The following is an 18427-nucleotide window of genomic DNA, read 5'->3' as shown; positions in this document are numbered from 1 at the left end:
ATGCCTCTGAATGACAGAAGTTCACTTTAAATAGCTCAAAAACAGAATGAGCTTCCCTTTGAAAGCCCATTCTATCCGCATTGTACAATAAATATTCAGCAATATGAGCTATTGAGACATTTATTTACTGATTAGTTAGCGATGACTAAACCATTTTGTACTGATTTTACCCCATTGACTTGCGATGCCACTTGGGTAATTTTATCAATTTGATCGGCTGATTTAACAAAGCCTGATAAGTAAACAACACCATTGACTGTTTTTACTGATACGCTGTTACTCGAAATACCTTTCGTACCCAGTAATTTTCCTTTTACATCCGCCGTAATCGCGGAGTCATCAATGTAGTCACCGGTGTTTTTAGCGCCACTCGAAATGGCATTCCCAGTATCTTTACCTGCCATTTCAACGGTCTTAGATGCACTGTCCCAGGTTTCTGAGGCTTGTTTTTTCAAAGCGCTATCTGATGATGAGCTACAAGCCGCGAGCGCCCAGCTCAACCCAATAACTCCTAACAAACTCAATAGTTTTGCTTTTTTCATAAAAACCTTCCTTTCACTGCAATGGACAACGAATAATATAGCCTAAGTAAAAAAACATAAAAAATAAAGAGAAAGGTGATAAAGACAGAATATTCTTGATGATAAGCATAAAAAAACAGGGAAAGTTGCTTTAAATGAAGTTCGAAATAAGATGACCCACTAACTATGCTAGTCGTGGGTCATAAACACAATTAGTGTTCGCGTGTTTTGCGGAATTTAACGTCAGGGTAACGTTCACTAGTCAGGTTCAAATTCACCATAGTCGGTGCGATATAAGACAAGTTGTCGCCACCATCAAGGGCTAAGTTTTGCTCATTTTTGCGTTTAAACTCTTCGAATTTCTTCGCATCATCACACTCAACCCAACGCGCAGTAGAAACGTTAACGGCTTCATAAATAGCTTCAACGTTATATTCGCTTTTCAAACGCGAAACCACCACGTCAAACTGCAGCACACCTACCGCACCAACAATTAAATCATTGTTAGTTAACGGGCGGAACACCTGTACTGCGCCCTCTTCAGATAACTGAACGAGGCCTTTTAACAGTTGTTTTTGTTTTAGCGGATCACGTAAGCGAATACGGCGGAATAATTCAGGGGCAAAGTTAGGAATACCCGTAAATTTGAGCTCTTCACCTTGTGTGAAGGTATCACCGATTTGAATCGTACCATGGTTATGTAACCCAATGATGTCCCCTGCATAGGCGTTTTCGACCTGAGAGCGATCCCCCGCCATAAAGGTTAAAGCATCAGAAATGACCACGTCTTTTTTGATGCGCACTTGGCGTAGTTTCATGCCTTTTTCATAAGTACCTGAAACTATACGCATAAACGCAACACGGTCACGGTGTTTCGGGTCCATATTTGCTTGGATTTTAAATACGAAACCAGTGAACTTTTCTTCTGTCGCATTAACTTGGCGTAAATCTGTTTGGCGCGGTTGTGGCTGAGGAGCCCATTCCACTAGGCCATCTAGCATATGGTCAACACCAAAGTTACCTAACGCTGTTCCGAAAAAGACAGGGGTTAATTCACCCTGCAAGAATGCGTCATGGTCAAATTCATGAGATGCCCCTTGAACCAATTCCAACTCATCACGTAACTGTGCCGCTAATTCATCACCTACGGCAGCATCAAGATCTGGGTTATTCAGCCCTTTAATTATACGGACTTCTTGAATAGTGTGACCTTGGCCTGTTTGGTATAGGATTGTTTCATCGCGTAATAAATGATAAACACCCTTGAATAATTTACCACAACCAATAGGCCATGTGATTGGACAACAAGCAATTTTCAGCTCATTTTCCACTTCATCCATTAATTCCATTGGGTCACGAATATCACGGTCCAACTTATTCATGAAAGTTAAGATTGGAGTGTCACGTAGACGAGTGACTTCCATCAGTTTACGTGTCCGGTCTTCAACCCCTTTACCCGAGTCAATGACCATCAAGCAGCAGTCAACTGCCGTTAATGTACGATAAGTATCTTCAGAGAAGTCTTCGTGACCTGGGGTATCCAATAAGTTAACAAGACAATCATTATAAGGAAACTGCATAACAGAGGTGGTAATCGAAATACCACGCTGCTTTTCCATTTCCATCCAGTCAGATTTAGCGTGTTGGTTAGAGCCACGGCCTTTTACCGTACCAGCACGTTGAATAGCGTGCCCAAACAATAACACTTTTTCGGTTATTGTGGTTTTACCCGCATCGGGGTGCGAGATGATAGCAAAGGTCCTTCGCTTATTGATTTCATTAAGAAAATCTTGGTTTGCCATGTATAAATTCTTTTAGTTTGTACACGGATTTGTACACACTTTTGGAAGTACTCTCTTTTCAGTTCTTCGCTTGTCAAATCCGTCGTGTTAATCGTAATTGGCCGCTATTTTCGCTGATCTTGACTTTATAAACAATCAATGGTTATCTAATCGGTTACCATTTACTCTCAGCGTGCACCAATGCTCAGTTGTAGCTGTTTGCAATCGTTGCTTCTTCAGCTAATGAACAACTGTGGCTAAACCACAAATTCCTTCGCTACCAGAAATCGATGATAGCTTGTCGTACTACACCGATGATGGTGCAGTTGCCGTTGATCGGTATTGCAGGGTATTGCGGGTTCAAAGGTTTTAGATACTTCTGTTCACCATCAATAACCAACTGCTTAAAGGTTGCTTCTTTCGAATCATCCAAACGCGCAACAACCAATGAACCTGAAGAGTAAGGTAACTCAGGATCAACAACGATCACTGCCCCCTCAGGTATGGATTTTTTTCCGCTTGGATTTTCCATACTGTCGCCTTTTACGCGAAGTGCGAAACAACCCTCATGTGCTTTCCCAGTGACTTCACGCCACTCCTCAGCATCTTCATGGGCAAATCCCTCCGCTATTTCAGTCCAATCACCGGCCTGAACCCAGTTAATGAGAGGAATTCTTCCCTTAATATCAGGCCCGACTTCTACATTACCGACCCCCAAGCCAATCTCGCCATCACCTGTGGCGAGCCAATGAGCATTCACGCGAAGCGCCTCCGCGATCTGCATGGTGTAACGAGACCTAGCCGATTTACCAGAGCAAATCTGGCTGATCGACTGCTGTTTGATACCAATGCGACGAGCCAACTCAGACTGAGTTACCCCAGTAAGCTGCAAGGCATGGTTTAGTCGTTCGGATAAAGTTTTCATAAGCCCGCATTCTACAAATAAAACTGTAGTCTTTCAACAATTTTAACTGTTGACTTATCTACAGTTTAAACTGTAACATTCAATCTTGTAACAGTTATTATTGTAACAGGAGACGGTATGGAAGTGTTCAAAACGACACAAAAACATCTCCGCCGTGCCATTGACTTGGTCGGCGGGCAATCAGCATTAGCAAGAGCCATCAACTCAAAACAGCAAAACGTCTGGTTTTGGTTGAATAAATCAGGGCGTGTTCCCGCTGAATTCGTTTTACCCATCGAACAAGCTACGCAAGGACAGGTAACCCGATCTCAGTTAAGACCGGACATCTATCCCGAATGCCCAAGCGAGCTGAAAGCCAGTAACCAGTAGGATTAAGGGCAAATAATGGTCAGCATTTTACGTAAACACAAAAGCGAGTTCCTCCATGCGTGATTATGGCAAGGTCTATACCCGCTTTTGGCTAAAGCAAAATGTTTTGTCCTGGAGTGACTCAGCGAAGTTGCTAGGACTGTATTTGCTTACATGCCCACATTGTAATTTGCTTGGCTGCTTTCGACTGCCGATTGGTTACGTTGCTTCTGACTTGAACTGGGATGAGCAACAGGTTGCCAAGACGTTAAGTGAGTTAGAACAAGATCAGTTCCTGATTCGTTGCGAGGGATCTGGTTGGACTTTGATTCGAAGCTTTCTGAAGCACAACCCAATCGAAAACCCAAACCAAGGTAAGGCAGCCTTTCGGTTGCTTAAAGATGTACCTGCCGACTTCATTGGTATGGCATCGCTTTTGAAATCTCTTGCCGCTTTTCAAGCTCGGCTACCAGAAGAATTTTCATCATTGTTTATGCCTGATGGCAACCCGGTAAGGGACTCTCAACGGTCGGATGACTCTGAGAGAAGCAATAAACCAACAGTTAAAACTGTTGACCACATACAGTTTGAAGACTTCTGGGATGTACAAATACGCAAAGAAAAAAAAGCGAAAGCCAAAGAAGAATGGCTACGCATGGGCCTCAATGAAGACCATGAACTCGCCTTGGAAGTGCTAACACGCTGGAAAGAGCAACGAGACAACCGATTACAGTATCAAGATCGGACTAAGACCCCTATGCCACATAACTGGCTTTTAAACCGGCAATGGGAAGACGAGTACGTTCGCATTGATGAAGTACAGCAATCATCGACGAGCCTAAAGGGCAGCAATCACCAATTGAATATTGAAGAAAGCAATCGCCGCATTGCTGAAAGCTGGGCCGGACCAGGTATTCGGGAGGTTCGTTCAAGTGCAGGAGGTTGATAAACGCGAGTTTGCTGAAGTTTGGGGAGCAGCTTGGGCCATGTATGGCAAAAGCGTATCACCACAATTGCTATCCATCGCATTTGAAGCCCTTCGTGCTTATAGCATTGAAGAAGTGCGAATCGGTCTGACTCGGCATATTCAATCACCGGATACTGGGCAATTTTTTCCAAAGCCCGCTGACGTCATCAAGCATATCGACGGCAACTCAGGTTCAAGAGCCATGGTTGCTTGGAACAAAGTTGACAAGGCTGTTCGTCAGGTTGGCGCTTGGACATCCGTGATGTTTGACGATGCGCTTATCCACCGCGTGATTTCAGACATGGGTGGATGGGTTGAACTCTGCAAGGTTGATGACAGGGAATACCCCTTTAAGCAAAAAGAGTTTTTAACACGCTACCAGGCTTACTTGCTACGGGACGAAGTGGGTGAATACCCAAGGCTATTACAGGGTATTGCAGACCATCAGAACCAGCAAAAAGGATTTGATATGCAAGCGCCTGTTGCCGTAGGCGACTGGTCAAAAGCGGCACAAGTTTATACGAGAGGCATCGCCGACTTTAGCGCAGTGCCATTAAAAAGAATAAGCCCGAAAGCCATTCAGGCGCTTCTCGGAAATCAATTAGAGGACAAAAATGAAAACGATTAAAGCAAAAACCATTGCCCTAGTGATAGCCATGTCCGCAAGCACTTCAGTCTATGCGTTTCCGGGCTATCAGTGGGAAAAAGCAGCACAAAGCGTTGGTATTGATCCAGTCATGCTCTACGCCGTTGCCTTGGCTGAGTCGGCCTCACATCGTGGTCTCAACATGACCAGTCCATGGCCATACGCAATTCGCAATGGTTCAAACGCAACCTACGCCAAATCTAAGACAGAAGCAGAGCAACTGTTAAACCAGGCACTGCAAGAGACTGAAAAATATCAGCTCGATATTGGCCTTATGCAAATCAATTTGCATTGGCATGGGCATCGGGTGAGCTCAGCAGCGGAACTGCTAGACCCCATCACCAACCTTACGGTCGGCTCAAGTATTTTGGCCGAAGCAATCAAGTCTTCACCAAATGATTTAGAGCTTGGCATAGGCCGCTATCACAGTTGGAACGAAGATCGTGCACGCTGGTATGGGCAAAGAGTGCTTTCTATCTATCGCAATATTTTACATGAACTGGAGGTCCGTCAATGACAACCAATCAACAAGACTTCTATCAATTAAATTTGGCGTACCTACACGCAGCACGTGAATTGGCGCGCATTGATCCGCAAGAGGCGGTCTTGCGCTTTGGACTTACACGCGACGTGGTGGATGCACTGATTAATGCCGGTGTTGACGACCTGCAACGAGTGGCGACCTCATCATTCATGCTGTTTCAACCAAGGGGTAACCAAAGCCAACTGATTGAGATGGTGAAGAGCAAAGGTACAGGTATCCCAAGAATCGCTTATTTATTATCAACCCTAAACAACAAGGGGGATGCATGATTGATAACCTGTCCAAAAGTGAGCTGTTTACCCGAGCCTCGCTGCTTATTAAGTACGGATTTCGAACGACCATTATCGCGCTCGATACAGGTTTGCCAATCCACATTATCAGAAGGCTGCACAAAGAAGTGACTGGCAAGTCACCTTGTCCTGGTCAATTGCCAGAATCTGATGCCATCGTTAAAAGCAGAAGAGCCCTAGTTGAAGGCTCCCTGCTGATGGCGCTTTATGTCAATATTGGTGGTGATAATGTCTACAAGAAATTAAATATCGATGCTTTGATGAAGGCTTACGATGCGTACTTGGTTGCAAGAGAAGAGGCAGATCTTCCAGCTGAGATCCCCTGGAAAAAACTGACCATCAATGAAGGTTGGGTTCTAGCTCGTGATTTAAGATCACAGCTTGCATCCTTACACCGGTGTCGATGCGGCAGTCTGTATTTGACGGTATCTCAACAGCGCATTCAGCTTAAATGTCCTGTGTGTGAGATTATGGCCGAGCAAACCACTAGAGCACTTTTTGAGAACTAACATGCTGATGCATGATTTGATTGTGCACCGCCCGTGCACTTTGAGAGTACTAAGATGATAAAATTACTTAAATCTTTACCAGCACGCTGCTGGTTTATATCACTGGGGCTTTTTCTGGCGACTTTGGCTGCGGCTCATTTTTTTCCCTCAGAAATATTAACGGCATCTGCCAAGTTAGCGGCTTTGCCATTTCTGATTTGCACCGTCGTTTTTTTCAGCTACTTGGGATTCAAAGCGACCTGTAATCCCATCGGACTTATAGCCATCATCACTATGCTTGTAGCAATCGCATATTGGCAAGCGAGTTGGACAATTTTATGTGTCGGTTTAGCCTTCTTAGGCTTAAGCGGACTAATCCATTTATTTCAAAGACAACTGAAAGATACCGGTCGAGAACTAAGCCTGAGCGAAAAAAAATATTGGTACTGGGTAAACGAATTTGCAGATGGTCGCTCATCTATCCTCCCTAAAAAAACAAGGTCATAGTAAATTGACTGCTTTTTTACTTATACTCAAAAAATTGATTGGCACTTTCGTACTACGAATGAAAAATGCCATTTCCATCAATGAATACGGATCAACTCAAGTTCGTTACCCAGCACAACAGGACAGTTCTTTGACATCCTTGTTAAAGGTTTGGGCGCAGAGCTTCAAACCCTCCACCATAGTCAGGTAAGGGAAAAGCTGGTCGGCTAATTCCGTCACCGTCATACGGTTGCGGATCGCCAGCGCCGCACTCTGGATCAGTTCTCCACCTTCATGCGCCAGAATCTGCGCCCCGATCAGGCGGCCAGTGGCTTTTTCCGTCACCAATTTGATAAAACCATCGGTCTCGAAATTCGCCAGTGCGCGCGGCACGTTCTCCATCTCCAATACACGACTGTCGGTTTCAATGTCTTGTGCGTTGGCTTGCTCTTCCGTGAGCCCAACAGTTGCCACCTGGGGATCGGTAAAAATCACTGCTGGCATGGTGGATAGATCCAGTTTGGCGTATCCGCCCGTCATGTTGATGCCGGAACGGCTACCGGCGGCCGCGGCGACATAGACGAATTGCGGCATGTTGCAGCAGTCTCCGGCGGCGTAAATACCGGGAACATTCGTTTCCATGCGTTCGTTAACAACGATTTCGCCCTTTTTGTTGGTCGTAACACCCACCGCGCCCAGATTGAGTTGGCAAGTATTGGCGTGTCGCCCGGTGCTTACCAGCAAACGATCGCAGCGTAGATCGCCCGCGTTAGTTTCCAATGTAAATTGGCTTCCATCGTGGGTCACCTTGGTAGCTTGCGTACTGTTTAATACTCGAATGCCTTCTTTTTCAAAACATCCGGTGAGTTTTTCACCGAGCAAGGGATCTTCCCGATAAAGCAATGTATGTCTTGCTAATATGGTGACTTCACTGCCTAAACGGCGATAAGCCTGGGCAATTTCCAGCGCTACAACCGACGAACCAATCACGACCAGGTGCTGCGGCAATTCCTGAGCAAACAGCGCTTCGGTAGAGGTCCAATAAGGTGTTTCAGTTAAACCATCAATAGGAGGAATGGTTGGCGTGGAGCCGGTAGCGATCAGGATTTTATCGGCGTGAACTGCCTGCTCGGTTCCATCATTTTTTCTGACTATCAGGGTGTTGGCATTTTTAAATTGCGCCCAACCTTTAAGTAAACTAAGCGCAGGATTTGTCTCCAGAATATTCTGGTACTTTGCCGCGCGCAGCTCTTCGACCCGAGCGGTCTGCTGCTGAGTCAACAAGGCTCGACTCAATTGGGGCGCATGATTTTCCAGTCCGGTAAAGGGATTATTGCGTTGCTGCTGAGCCAATTGAGCGGCGCGGATTAGAATTTTTGAGGGTACGCAGCCGACATTCACGCAACAGCCGCCAATCACATCGGCTCCCTCAATAAGAGTGACCTTGGCACCACCTTCAGCGGCTTTAATAGCGCAGGCAAAAGCGCCGGAACCCGTACCGATAATCGCCACATGTTGAGTTTGGTTGCTTTCAGTGTTGCTTGCATTTTCGTTGTCACAGCAGTCGTTCGGTGAAGTAATTTCTTTTGCAGTGCCAGTGGATTCTTTTGCGATATAACCGAGAGCTTCTATTGCTCCAATGAGAACGGTTACGCTGACCCCACCGTTCGTGGTGATCGTTGCTCTGGCGTTTTCATAAGATATTTCAACCTTATTAACGCCTTCGATCGCATCGAGTGCTTCTTTAACGTGGGCGACGCAACTTGGACAGGTCATCCCTTCTATCGATAGTAAGATCATTCGTTTTCCTCAAATAGTAGTCAGGCATTGCGTCGTGTTAAACAGCACAGCTGTCATCATCACAGCGTTTATTCGCCGGTGAAAAAATATCCCAAAGCGATACGGCAACCATCAGGCCTAATGCTGAATAGGTGACATAGCTGCTCCAGCCGTACTGGAAAAACGGATAGAGCGATAACAGCAATAAAATGGGGCCGGCCACACCCAGCGCACTACGGTGCCATTGCCGGTGGCTGAACCAGCCAAGTCCGTTGAGTACCAAGGCAATCCAGGCAAACAGGGGTAATAGCGTGCTAACAAACAGACCTTCCCATTGGCTGAGAAAACCCAGTCCTACCGCAGCGCCCAGACTGGCAATGGCCGGGAAACACATGGCGCATCCCATAGCAGAAACCAGCGCGCCCAATGAGCTAATCTTATCGCCGAACCGGGTCAGTAACCGTATTAGCATTTCTATGCTTTACTCCTTGAGCGTTGACGGATAACCCGCGTTAGTGGTGGCTTCGGTCAGTGCTTTTACCGTGGTTTTTTCGTCGTCGAAGGTGACCACCGCCAGTTTGGTCTTAAAGGTCACTTCGGCTTTACTGACGCCATCGACTTTTTGTAAGGCTTTTTCCACGGTAAAGGGACAGGTCACACAGTTCATGGTTGGGACTTCCAAAGTAACTGTTTTCGGGGCAGCTAAAGCGTTCAGGCTGGTCAGTACGAACAGGGACATTAGGGCGAGTGTTTTCATAATTTTCTCCAAGAGCAAGCCATAAAGATTTAATCAAAATAAAAGGTTAGAAATCGTCATCAGGCAAACCAGACAATCCAATAATTACTGGTGACTAAAACCAACGCAGTCAGTGCCGTTAACCAAAAGATCACCTGCCGACGTTTTCGCACTTGAGGAACTGCACAGGCGGTGCCTGGCTCACAGTCCTCGACGGGGCGATAGACCTTCCAGCCTGCGAAGCCAAATAAGGCTAAAACCAGCAGGATAAAAATGGGACGATAAGGTTCTAACAAGGTTAAATTACCAATCCAGGAGCCACTCACGCCTAGCAGCAACAAGACGAAAGGACCAGCGCAGCAAAGACCAGCGCCAATAGCGGCAATAACACCGCCGATGATTGGAAAGTTGGGATTACTTTTTGACATAACTCACTCTACTTATCGTACTTTAGTAAAACAAGCTTAAACCCCGTACCCAACTACGGAGTCAAGATAAAATTTGACTCATTATTAATCTTCAGGAAGTAGGGAATCAATAATGGGACAGTGGGATTGGTTAGTATTAGAATTACACTCATTCAATAATTCTGTGAGAACGGTTTCTAAGCGGCGAAGACCTGCTATTTTGGCTTTCACACTTGCAAGCTTGTGTAAAGTCATTTCTTGCACTTCTATACAGGGAGTGTCATTAAGGCTGAGTAAATTGGAGATTTCTTCCAAAGTGAACCCAAGATCTTGGGAACGTTTAATGAATTTTATTCGGTTTAATGTTGCCAAAGGATAAAGTCGGTAGCCTAGATGCGGTTTTTCAGGTTTTTCTATAAGACCACGTCGTTCGTAATAACGAACAGTCTCAACATTGATACTAGCTTGTTCGGCTAATTTTCCAATTGTGTACATGTGATATATTTCTCCGTATCTAAGTACGGAGAAATATATCCCTATCTACGTAATTAAGCCATAAAACTTCGTTAGCCTTGAGCTTCTACTCCTTGTTTTATTTATTTCCTGATGCCTGGTTATATGCCCTAATATCGATCAAGTTGTTCTGAGCATAATCTCCCGCAAGGGATGCATTTGAGATCACTGCAATCTGCTTATCCACAAATGCTTTATCTTCATCAGACACACTGTCAGAGATGTAAGCGCCACTCTCATCCTTTTGACGATACTCATTTAGCATTTGCTCCCTTAGACCAAGCATTTCAGGCGACCAACTCGATGAGTCTTCAGAATTGAAAACGCGCCCCGCCAAACCTTCATTGAAAGCTTGAGCGAAAACTTGACTTTGAATCGGGGTCAATCCCATTCTCTGCCCTTCGCTGTATGCTTCCTGTTTAAAATCATCAGCATACTGCTCTAGAAACTCACCATATCGATTGTTAACTGCCGCACCGAATGCCCCCGCCAACATGGCTTCAGACTTAGTGCCCCAGTTTACTTCGGAGGCATACTGCGAACTCGATCCACTGTATGCATCATTAAACGCCGTCAATGGGTTTTCCAAAGAGGTTCCTGCATCAACGGCGGCTTTTAAGCCATCCCAGGTTGATTTGCTGGCCACAGTAGCGTTGTGCAAGAAACCTCGTGAGCCAGGATCTTCAAGCGCTTGTTCTTTGTAACTCTCATAGTCTTCGCCAAAGTGATTCAGGGTATGCAGAGCTGCATCAGTATGCTTGCCACTGAAATCACCGATAGCACTGGCGCTGTTGAAGAACATTTCAGCACCTGAGACTCCGCTATCATCAGCCATAATGCGAGATCGCCACTGAGAGCCAGCTTCACTGTTGAGTCCAGATTGATAGGTACTTGTGTCAGAAGCTACGGCCTGCTGGGCTTGTTGCTGATGCGCATTCAGCTGTCCATCTACACCAGAAAGATTGGTTTGGTAAGCGGATTGAGCCGAATTGAACTGCGTTTGAACTGTTGCAGCATCCTCATAGCCTCCCAGAACACCGGATTCAACTTGGCTTTGAGTGCCACCAAAAGTAGGTGCAGTTGATGACAAGCCTTCATTAGAGCGTGGCTGAATAGATCGTAAATCGGCTCCGGTAGCCATGGCCATAACAGTCATTGCTGCTTGATAGTCATTGTCTCGTTCAGCGGGCGTCGAGGAGTTGCTATAGGTTAAAGACTCCATAGCTGCGGCCACATACGCCTGATTATCATCAGGTAGCAAGCGCTGATACATTGGAAGGTTTTCACGTAATCGGTTACCTGCTTCAACATGCTGGTTCATATAGCGACCTAAATAATCCATGACTTCAGGATTATCCGCTGCTAATCGAGTTAACGTCGCACCATCCGTGTTCCTTTGTCCTGATAGACTGTAGCTGGCCTGATCAAGCTCACTAAAGCGGTTTGATGCCGTGATAACGTCTTGTGCTGAACTCTGAAGTGACTGATAGTCTTGGTTAGACAACGACATTTCAACGCCAGAACGTCTTGAATCTGAAAGGTCCTTAACCATTGCATCGCGATACTCAGCACGTCGTGAATCACTCGATGCCAAGCTTTGCATCTCCCCAGTGAGCGTATTTGCGGTCGTAGATCGAGAACTGCCTTCTGACGACTCAACTTGGCCACTAAAGTTTCCACCTAAATCCAAGCCTGCTCGTAGCCGTGATATTTTTGGCACTCTTGAGGATTCAGGCTTATCGACTCCAGGCAAGTTACCTTGTGGGGAGTCATTCCCCCCTGTACCAAGTAATCTTCCCAAGAACCCTTTATCTGCTACTTCTTTATCACCGGTATTTGTAATGGTTCCATCTCCACCGACCCTTAGGCCTCCCGATAACACGCCCGATACCAAGCCACGTACAGCGTCTTTTTTATCGTCTCCGAAACCATACCGTGTTTGCAGGTCATCAGTAACCTGATTAACAACGGCGCTAGATGCGGAATTAGAAGAACCGATCTGACGTCCAACTGAAGACAGGTTGTCGTAACTTAGCTTTTCACCAAAGGTTCGACTCATGGTATTGCCAACCTGACGGCTAAAGGCTTGAGTTGCCTGAGTCATGGATTCTTTTGCAGAGCCGACCATTGAACCCACCGCATTTCCGACAGAGAAACTGCTAAGTAGGTTTGACGCGCCGGTCATAGCAGAACCAGTGAGGGCTGAATTTTGGAACATTGACTGTGATTGCATCACCGGGGCATTTTTCGCGACATCTGGACTTGCCATCTTTTCATCAATGGCATCACCGTTTTGAAGACGTCCAGCCAAGTGGGTTGCAGTTATTGCTGAGCCATACACGAGCATGAGCGAAATTGCCGGAACACTCGACGCCAACATGCCGCCAGTAGCTATCCAGGTTTGCAGCACTGAATCCATCTGCATCATCCCAGCAAAAGATGGCACTTCTGTACCTGCAAAGGCATCAAGAGCCGACATTTTCCCTGCAACGGTTAAATGAATATACAGGTTAATGATAGCCATGACAGGCATCCAAAGTTGAATCCAAAGCAGGATTAACAAGTACTTCCCAGCCATTCGCATCCCGATTTGGCCAAGGGCTATCACAAAGGCCATCAAAGGGGTGATGGCGTAAATGAAACCCTCAAAAAACGTCATCATCGGACGAACGATACTTTGGAAAAGAGTCTGCTCCGCCGCCCATTGTGTATTGCGCTGTTCAATCGCTTGATTAACCATAACGGCGGCGGTGAAAGCTTGATCATCCATATACTTGCCCGTCACGCTTTGCTCATAAATAGGCAAAAGCACTGACGCGGTCATGTACTCTTGGGTGTTAACCGAAGCCAAACCAAGGTTATTCAGTGCATTTCGGATCACGTCATCAGTGTCAGTGGCTGACGAAGTCCCCAATGAGGCTGACAGAACCTGTTTAAGCCTCGGAATGAAGGTTGATTCTGTCATGAGTTTCAGTTGGCTATAGGCATCGGTGCAGTCCAGATCGCTACTGCTACCACTGAGCATGATGCGTGTGCCATATATGCGCGAATCAAACCTAATCGCAGTCATCGGGTTAGGATCACTCAGCACCTGATCTAGGTTCTTTTGGCCGATGTCGATGCCAATCAAGGTGCATTCTTTGATGTAGTTAAACCACGATTGCTCGATATCTGAGCCACCGACACGATTTGCATCACCCAACCCCGAGCGATCCATCACCTGTTTTCTCACTTTAATCAGTGACTGTAAACTGGATGCAAAGCCGTATTCCGTCATGGCGGGAGTTGAGAACGCCGTTTCAAACAATCGCGTGATTTGAAAGCCGACAGTTGAAATCGTACTGCCTGCGGCAGCAACACCGATGGGCACATTATCAACCACTCGAACTTGTCCCGTGTACGCATCCTCAATGCTCACTCGGGTACTGGGTCCAAACATGGTTGCAAAGACTAACCATGAGACTAAAACGTGTTGAAAGTTAATGCCACGACCGCCTTGCATTAAGGCCTGAACAGAGACCATCAATACCCCAATGAGCAAGCCAATGCGAACCATTGAAGTAAAGTCGCCTGTACCAGTAATCATCGCGACAGCGTTCAAGACCTGCTCTAAAAATGCCGAATCCCCGATGGAATAGATCTCCCACATGACCTATTCCCCCAGTGCCGTAGATTTAACGGTGTAATAACGCTGTTTGCGAATGGTCTGAATCACCTGGTTAAAATGCGCCAGCAATTCTTGCTCTGAGCCGTATCTTCGCTGCAACGCAGCGTACTCCTCATTGATTTGGCGACGTGCACGTTCAAGGTCTTCCGTTAATAACTTCACATAGGCATGATCTTCCACACCGGAGGTACTTCTAGCTGCATTGAGCATGTCTTCAACCAATGCTCGCGCCATCTCAACAGCAATAAATGGTGCCGTTCGTGAAGCAAACGACCTAGCGGCCCCTTCATTTAATGCAGAAAGTGTTCGAATCATGCCGCCAATGCTCGCAGGAGCCGATGTCATAAAAGCCTTTTCGGTGGTGCTAGCAGCTCCTGTATTTCGAGCAAACTTAAAAATAATGCCGTTACTGGAACCTGTACCAAGAAGTAAATTTTCTACTTGGGTTGATAACCCCGTCAGGGTCACGTTAGTGATTGTCGGATTCAGACAGCCGTCTTGTGTCACTGTGTCACATCGGTACATAGCGACGTTACCGCCGTGAATTAGATGCTCAATAGTCACTTTATTGCCATTCAGTCTGGTCAGTTTCGGGGCTTTACCTTGGCCATCAGCGGCATTAGCTAGATCACCAACAATGATCGAACCAGTCACCGACATAACTGCTTCAAGAAAACGGTCATCCCCCGATGCAAACCAGCTTGATGCCGAATGACGTTTCAGTGCTCGCCAAACCAAATTACCTTTAATCGTTCTGTTTACATCAGATGCCGCGACACTCGAAGCGTTCTCATATGGGTTCTTACCATTGGACTCACTCCAACTGGTAAAAATGTCCCCAGCCCCTTTAAGTGAGCTCAACATGCTGGCTTCTGTTTGCCCCTTTTTACCAAAAGCAGCCAGGGTATCGTTCACGACTCCCTGAGCCATTTGACAGGAATTACCAAAATACTCGTTCAACTGCTGGATTTTCTTTTGCAGTGTCTCCATGTGCTGAGAGCATTTCTCACACATAGCACTGAGCGCCAATTGGAATGCATACCCCTTGGCGTTTGCAGCAACAGAGCGAAGTAATTGAACAAACTGATCCGCGTTAACAAATGACAAACTTCCCGCGAACATATCAATGCCGCCACAACCGGCTTGGAATGACGGTGGCACCATAGAGACGAGGTTCTCGTTCATGATCCTGTTACGAACAACAACGCTTCCTCCAGATATAACGCCACGCCGCTGACTCTCGAATACACCAGGCGCAGTGGTGTTGGTCATTGAACCAAACAACTGGTTCATCTCCTGTTGCAAGCTTGCTTGGCTCATAGATGAAAAACCAATCGCACAGGCGATTAGCGATACTCGGATTACTTTTTTCATTGTTATAACCCTCCTTGTGCACGCAGATAGCGAACAAGGAACTCAGGGTCCTGTAATATCTTTTCGTTAAGCTCTTGGGCTGACATCGCGAGTGACACGCCGGGTTGAACAGGTCTGGTGGCATAGTAAGTTTGATCGTCAATCCAACCGGCTTGATGGGCTGCGAGAATGATTCGATTATTGAGCTCATCAAGGCTCATTGCGCCTTGTCCAATCGGAGTAATAACGTTAGGCGGGTCAACTAAGAACACGGCAGGGACAGTCGTAACGGACAAGGATTGTGCTTGTCCTGAATCGACTTTGTAATTGGGAAACTCTCCACCGGGTAAAGGCAAGCCATCGACAGCAATAGCAAACACCTCGAACCCATAGTTCAAGGCCATAGATTCGATGATAGGCGCTTGAGCATGGCAATAAGGGCAATCCGAACGATAGAAAAAGAACAAACCAGCCCGCTTCGCTACTTCACCTAAAGCTACATCACGTTGAGCGCCAGCTTCTCGATCCATCCGATTGGCAGCATAGGTCGCCAAGGGTCTGCGACTGATTTCATCCAAAACAGGATCGCCCATGACCACCTGCTGACTAACATCAGCAAACTGTGAGCCCTTATCCATCATGACGCGCTGGAGATACAGATAGGCTCTGACGTTCTCATTCGTCGGCTCATCAATTGCCTTGTCCATGAACGACTGCATGTGCTCACGAAACCAGGCAGCACTGAAAGGCTTTAGCCCGTCCTTAGTGGGCTCCACAACACCAGATTTCGGCTTCATTAGGTCTTCAGACTCGGCTGGCTCGGGAATGACCTGATACCAAAACCAACCTTCCTGACCACGCTGATAGAATTGCCCATCACTAGCATAGGCGGGCAAGATGAATAGAAAGAAAATAATGATTGGGATGGTCACCCATAGGATGAACCAAGGTAACAAAGGCGTTCTCATTGTCAGCTCCAGAAATTTCACAGAGCTAACATGCTAAAGATCCCCGTAAGAGCGATTGGCCAGATAGATGAAGGAATCGTGTGTGTTTCTGACTATCTATTAAACACTGTTACTAACGTAAGTGCTTTGGCTGATGGCACCATCACAAAGTGCATACCAGAGCTCCCATGACACCAAAACTCTGCCTGTACGAAATATTTTTTTGCTTTCTTTGAAGCTATACATTCTGGCAATAAAGATTTTGCCAATTCTGTGCTACACAATTTAGCGCACAAAGCCTTCCAAGGATGCTTAGGTACACCGCCTGAAAGCCGTTCCACAAACCTTTCCAGTGCATGACGAGTCACCACGACAGGCCCAATGTTCGGAACGTTGATGACCTCATCGATTTCTCTCACGGTAGCATTATCGACGCTGTATTCTTCGAAGGAATATGAGAGCCAATCTTCCCGTTTCTCTACCGATATCTGTGCTTCCTGGTATCGAGTGAGCAAAAACCTAGTCAGGCTGTAAAGTGAATGCTGAGTTGAGCGTTGTTTCTGTAACTTTTTGATAGCTCCTTTACTGACCCGGATTTGAAGCCCATTACCGCTTCGGTTACTCCCCATCACCTCTTTCACTGACAGTAGGTGATGAATCGCATAGAGCTCAGCTGCAATTGGCTTTTGCTGCTCAGTTAGCTTGTCGTATTGCTCACCTAAATCGACCTTTAGTTCACCACCTCTTCGAAGGCCGGTCTTCCAGTAAACCGTAAACTCACCATCAATCTGCTTTGTTAACAGGGTTAATACCATCATGTTTGTTTCTCCTATTGGTTATCTATTTTTCATTCTCCATGATTTTTCAAATATGCAAGGCGCAAAAAAAGGGGCCGAAGCCCCTTAGATCAGATATGAACTTTCGGAAAGCCCATGGCTCCGTAAACATTCAGCACATCATTCCAATCCCAACTTTTCACGCCAAGTGACGTTGGTATCGGAGGGATCAGAACTTGTGTCAGAATGCCTTTTTGCCAGGCTTTTTTCTTGAGTTCATTCGCTGCATTCAGGCCGGTCTCAGAGAGATCGTGATCTGCCCAGATGTACAGCATTTTCACATTACTTGGTGGTTCAAACCTAGCCAGTAGCGTTGCATTCACAACCGACCAACATGTCTGTCCCGTAGCTCTGGTAACCGCTAAAGCTGTTTCGATGCCTTCAGAAACACCTAATACCTCACCAGGCTCACCTATCGGAATGGCACCACCAGTGATTGTTCTGTCACTTGGTATCGGCATCATCTTTTTAGGCTTTTCAACCGGCGCTTTGAATCCATCTTCACTTAGGTAGATCCGATGAAACGTGGCCGAACGCCCTTGCTGAGTAACGATTTTACCTAGCAGCGCTGGGTAGCTATCGATAAACAAGCCATCTTCATCATGGTAAGGCAAGTTTGGATGATACCTCAGCACCGAATCCCATTCAGGACGAAGCCGGGTAACAATGCCACGACGATGCATGTAGTTCCAAACTGGTTGCGCACGAGTATCTGCAAGAGAAAACGTTTCTCCCCAGGTTTGATTCAAGCGATGGATAATCGCTTTGTCCTCGTCCTGCTTTCTAGCCTTCCAATCAACTGCGTTACTCGGTATTGGCCGAATAGGCGCTTGTATTTGTCCGGGTTGAATACCAAGAACCTGGCCGATTGCTTCAATAGACTGAGCAAAGTTCCATCCATTAATCCAAGACAACAGTTCAAAACCATCATGAAAGATACCGCAGGTGTTACAAACGCCACCTCCGGTATATTCAGCATCTTTGAATAGCCTAAAGCCATCACGACCGCCATGAACAGGACAAGCCACATGACGGCCCTTTCGAGCAATGGCGGCATCAAGTTCTGGCACCAATACCGCTAATACTTGAAGCCATTGGCCATTAAGATATGGCCTTACTGTTTCAATTTGTAAAGGTAACGCCATATAACCTCCTTAAGTAAAAAGCCGACTCCTACCACTGGTGGTAAAAGT

20 protein-coding genes are annotated in these 18427 nt (G+C 46.3%); 7 read left to right on the top strand and 13 right to left on the bottom strand.

Annotated elements, in window-relative coordinates; all coding sequences use genetic code 11:
* Nucleotides 1-131 precede the first annotated feature (131 nt).
* The 3 genes from M1F25_RS03135 to M1F25_RS03125 form a co-directional block, all read right to left on the bottom strand.
* Nucleotides 132-542, bottom strand: coding sequence for a BON domain-containing protein (locus tag M1F25_RS03135; RefSeq protein WP_004905738.1), 411 nt, complete (start codon nt 540-542; stop codon nt 132-134).
* A 191-nt stretch (nt 543-733) separates the two neighbouring features.
* A complete protein-coding gene (prfC, locus tag M1F25_RS03130; RefSeq protein ID WP_112307954.1) occupies nt 734-2323 on the bottom strand; it encodes a peptide chain release factor 3 in 1590 nt (529 codons plus the stop codon).
* 256 nt (nt 2324-2579) lie between these two features.
* The gene (locus M1F25_RS03125) at nt 2580-3227 is read right to left on the bottom strand and encodes a LexA family protein (protein ID WP_000854920.1); all 648 of its coding nucleotides are present in this window, start codon (nt 3225-3227) and stop codon (nt 2580-2582) included.
* Nucleotides 3228-3344: 117 nt separating this feature from the next.
* Here M1F25_RS03125 and M1F25_RS03120 point away from each other — a divergent pair, with 117 nt between their 5' ends.
* Genes M1F25_RS03120 through eexR form a run of 7 tightly spaced genes read left to right on the top strand, consistent with a single transcriptional unit; the run spans nt 3345 to nt 7017 of the window.
* Nucleotides 3345-3596, top strand: a complete 252-nt coding sequence (locus tag M1F25_RS03120; protein ID WP_024015942.1) for a helix-turn-helix domain-containing protein — start codon at nt 3345-3347, stop codon at nt 3594-3596.
* Between the two features lie 55 nt (nt 3597-3651).
* Nucleotides 3652-4521, top strand: coding sequence for a hypothetical protein (locus tag M1F25_RS03115; protein WP_040132807.1), 870 nt, complete (start codon nt 3652-3654; stop codon nt 4519-4521).
* Entirely contained in the window at nt 4508-5170 is a 663-nt protein-coding gene (locus tag M1F25_RS03110; protein WP_007105460.1) for a DUF6475 domain-containing protein, read from the top strand. Before M1F25_RS03115 ends, M1F25_RS03110 begins: the two co-directional genes overlap by 14 nt.
* A complete protein-coding gene (locus tag M1F25_RS03105) occupies nt 5157-5705 on the top strand; it encodes a lytic transglycosylase domain-containing protein (protein ID WP_040132806.1) in 549 nt (182 codons plus the stop codon). The genes M1F25_RS03110 and M1F25_RS03105 overlap by 14 nt, the downstream gene beginning before the upstream one ends.
* On the top strand, nt 5702-6001 hold the full coding sequence (locus M1F25_RS03100; protein ID WP_000210563.1) for a flagellar transcriptional regulator FlhD: 300 nt from the start codon (nt 5702-5704) through the stop codon (nt 5999-6001). Before M1F25_RS03105 ends, M1F25_RS03100 begins: the two co-directional genes overlap by 4 nt.
* Nucleotides 5998-6531: a FlhC family transcriptional regulator gene (locus tag M1F25_RS03095; RefSeq protein ID WP_000566752.1), complete on the top strand. Its 534-nt coding sequence runs from the start codon at nt 5998-6000 to the stop codon at nt 6529-6531. Before M1F25_RS03100 ends, M1F25_RS03095 begins: the two co-directional genes overlap by 4 nt.
* Nucleotides 6532-6585: 54 nt before the next feature.
* Nucleotides 6586-7017, top strand: a complete 432-nt coding sequence (gene eexR, locus M1F25_RS03090) for an entry exclusion protein EexR (RefSeq protein ID WP_040132805.1) — start codon at nt 6586-6588, stop codon at nt 7015-7017.
* A 105-nt stretch (nt 7018-7122) separates the two neighbouring features.
* On the opposite strand, the gene merA is transcribed toward eexR, so the two are convergent.
* The 10 genes from merA to M1F25_RS03040 form a co-directional block, all read right to left on the bottom strand.
* Complete coding sequence (gene merA, locus M1F25_RS03085) at nt 7123-8796, bottom strand: mercury(II) reductase (protein WP_028867977.1); 1674 nt, start codon at nt 8794-8796, stop codon at nt 7123-7125.
* A gap of 37 nt (nt 8797-8833) precedes the next feature.
* The gene (gene merC / locus M1F25_RS03080; RefSeq protein ID WP_196575170.1) at nt 8834-9241 is read right to left on the bottom strand and encodes an organomercurial transporter MerC; all 408 of its coding nucleotides are present in this window, start codon (nt 9239-9241) and stop codon (nt 8834-8836) included.
* A gap of 15 nt (nt 9242-9256) precedes the next feature.
* Nucleotides 9257-9532, bottom strand: coding sequence for a mercury resistance system periplasmic binding protein MerP (gene merP / locus M1F25_RS03075; protein ID WP_028867975.1), 276 nt, complete (start codon nt 9530-9532; stop codon nt 9257-9259).
* A gap of 59 nt (nt 9533-9591) precedes the next feature.
* Nucleotides 9592-9939, bottom strand: a complete 348-nt coding sequence (locus tag M1F25_RS03070) for a mercuric transporter MerT family protein (protein ID WP_028867974.1) — start codon at nt 9937-9939, stop codon at nt 9592-9594.
* 84 nt (nt 9940-10023) lie between these two features.
* Nucleotides 10024-10413, bottom strand: a complete 390-nt coding sequence (gene merR / locus M1F25_RS03065) for an Hg(II)-responsive transcriptional regulator (protein ID WP_028867973.1) — start codon at nt 10411-10413, stop codon at nt 10024-10026.
* A 97-nt stretch (nt 10414-10510) separates the two neighbouring features.
* A complete protein-coding gene (locus M1F25_RS03060) occupies nt 10511-14080 on the bottom strand; it encodes a conjugal transfer protein TraG N-terminal domain-containing protein (protein ID WP_109247963.1) in 3570 nt (1189 codons plus the stop codon).
* 3 nt (nt 14081-14083) lie between these two features.
* Complete coding sequence (locus M1F25_RS03055; RefSeq protein WP_181489264.1) at nt 14084-15472, bottom strand: conjugal transfer protein TraH; 1389 nt, start codon at nt 15470-15472, stop codon at nt 14084-14086.
* 2 nt (nt 15473-15474) lie between these two features.
* Entirely contained in the window at nt 15475-16419 is a 945-nt protein-coding gene (locus M1F25_RS03050) for a thioredoxin family protein (protein ID WP_024023021.1), read from the bottom strand.
* Between the two features lie 92 nt (nt 16420-16511).
* Nucleotides 16512-17216: a hypothetical protein gene (locus M1F25_RS03045; RefSeq protein WP_024023022.1), complete on the bottom strand. Its 705-nt coding sequence runs from the start codon at nt 17214-17216 to the stop codon at nt 16512-16514.
* 89 nt (nt 17217-17305) lie between these two features.
* The gene (locus M1F25_RS03040; RefSeq protein ID WP_024023024.1) at nt 17306-18379 is read right to left on the bottom strand and encodes a primase-helicase zinc-binding domain-containing protein; all 1074 of its coding nucleotides are present in this window, start codon (nt 18377-18379) and stop codon (nt 17306-17308) included.
* Nucleotides 18380-18427 lie beyond the last annotated feature (48 nt).

This window comes from Providencia sp. PROV109 (genome assembly GCF_033681625.1).
Classification (GTDB): Bacteria; Pseudomonadota; Gammaproteobacteria; order Enterobacterales; family Enterobacteriaceae; genus Providencia; species Providencia hangzhouensis.
Note: the sequence above shows the minus strand (reverse complement) of the source record. Positions and strands in the feature narration are given on the sequence as shown.

What these genes read in the sequence shown, in the direction of transcription:
- merP (WP_028867975.1), bottom strand. Translation starts at nt 9,532, where the DNA reads ATGAAAACACTCGCCCTAATGTCCCTGTTCGTACTGACCAGCCTGAAC.
- M1F25_RS03100 (WP_000210563.1), top strand. Translation starts at nt 5,702, where the DNA reads ATGACAACCAATCAACAAGACTTCTATCAATTAAATTTGGCGTACCTA.
- M1F25_RS03070 (WP_028867974.1), bottom strand. Translation starts at nt 9,939, where the DNA reads ATGTCAAAAAGTAATCCCAACTTTCCAATCATCGGCGGTGTTATTGCC.
- M1F25_RS03095 (WP_000566752.1), top strand. Translation starts at nt 5,998, where the DNA reads ATGATTGATAACCTGTCCAAAAGTGAGCTGTTTACCCGAGCCTCGCTG.
- merA (WP_028867977.1), bottom strand. Translation starts at nt 8,796, where the DNA reads ATGATCTTACTATCGATAGAAGGGATGACCTGTCCAAGTTGCGTCGCC.
- merR (WP_028867973.1), bottom strand. Translation starts at nt 10,413, where the DNA reads ATGTACACAATTGGAAAATTAGCCGAACAAGCTAGTATCAATGTTGAG.
- M1F25_RS03120 (WP_024015942.1), top strand. Translation starts at nt 3,345, where the DNA reads ATGGAAGTGTTCAAAACGACACAAAAACATCTCCGCCGTGCCATTGAC.
- M1F25_RS03135 (WP_004905738.1), bottom strand. Translation starts at nt 542, where the DNA reads ATGAAAAAAGCAAAACTATTGAGTTTGTTAGGAGTTATTGGGTTGAGC.
- M1F25_RS03060 (WP_109247963.1), bottom strand. Translation starts at nt 14,080, where the DNA reads ATGTGGGAGATCTATTCCATCGGGGATTCGGCATTTTTAGAGCAGGTC.
- M1F25_RS03040 (WP_024023024.1), bottom strand. Translation starts at nt 18,379, where the DNA reads ATGGCGTTACCTTTACAAATTGAAACAGTAAGGCCATATCTTAATGGC.
- eexR (WP_040132805.1), top strand. Translation starts at nt 6,586, where the DNA reads ATGATAAAATTACTTAAATCTTTACCAGCACGCTGCTGGTTTATATCA.
- M1F25_RS03045 (WP_024023022.1), bottom strand. Translation starts at nt 17,216, where the DNA reads ATGATGGTATTAACCCTGTTAACAAAGCAGATTGATGGTGAGTTTACG.
- M1F25_RS03125 (WP_000854920.1), bottom strand. Translation starts at nt 3,227, where the DNA reads ATGAAAACTTTATCCGAACGACTAAACCATGCCTTGCAGCTTACTGGG.
- M1F25_RS03115 (WP_040132807.1), top strand. Translation starts at nt 3,652, where the DNA reads ATGCGTGATTATGGCAAGGTCTATACCCGCTTTTGGCTAAAGCAAAAT.
- prfC (WP_112307954.1), bottom strand. Translation starts at nt 2,323, where the DNA reads ATGGCAAACCAAGATTTTCTTAATGAAATCAATAAGCGAAGGACCTTT.
- M1F25_RS03105 (WP_040132806.1), top strand. Translation starts at nt 5,157, where the DNA reads ATGAAAACGATTAAAGCAAAAACCATTGCCCTAGTGATAGCCATGTCC.
- M1F25_RS03055 (WP_181489264.1), bottom strand. Translation starts at nt 15,472, where the DNA reads ATGAAAAAAGTAATCCGAGTATCGCTAATCGCCTGTGCGATTGGTTTT.
- M1F25_RS03050 (WP_024023021.1), bottom strand. Translation starts at nt 16,419, where the DNA reads ATGAGAACGCCTTTGTTACCTTGGTTCATCCTATGGGTGACCATCCCA.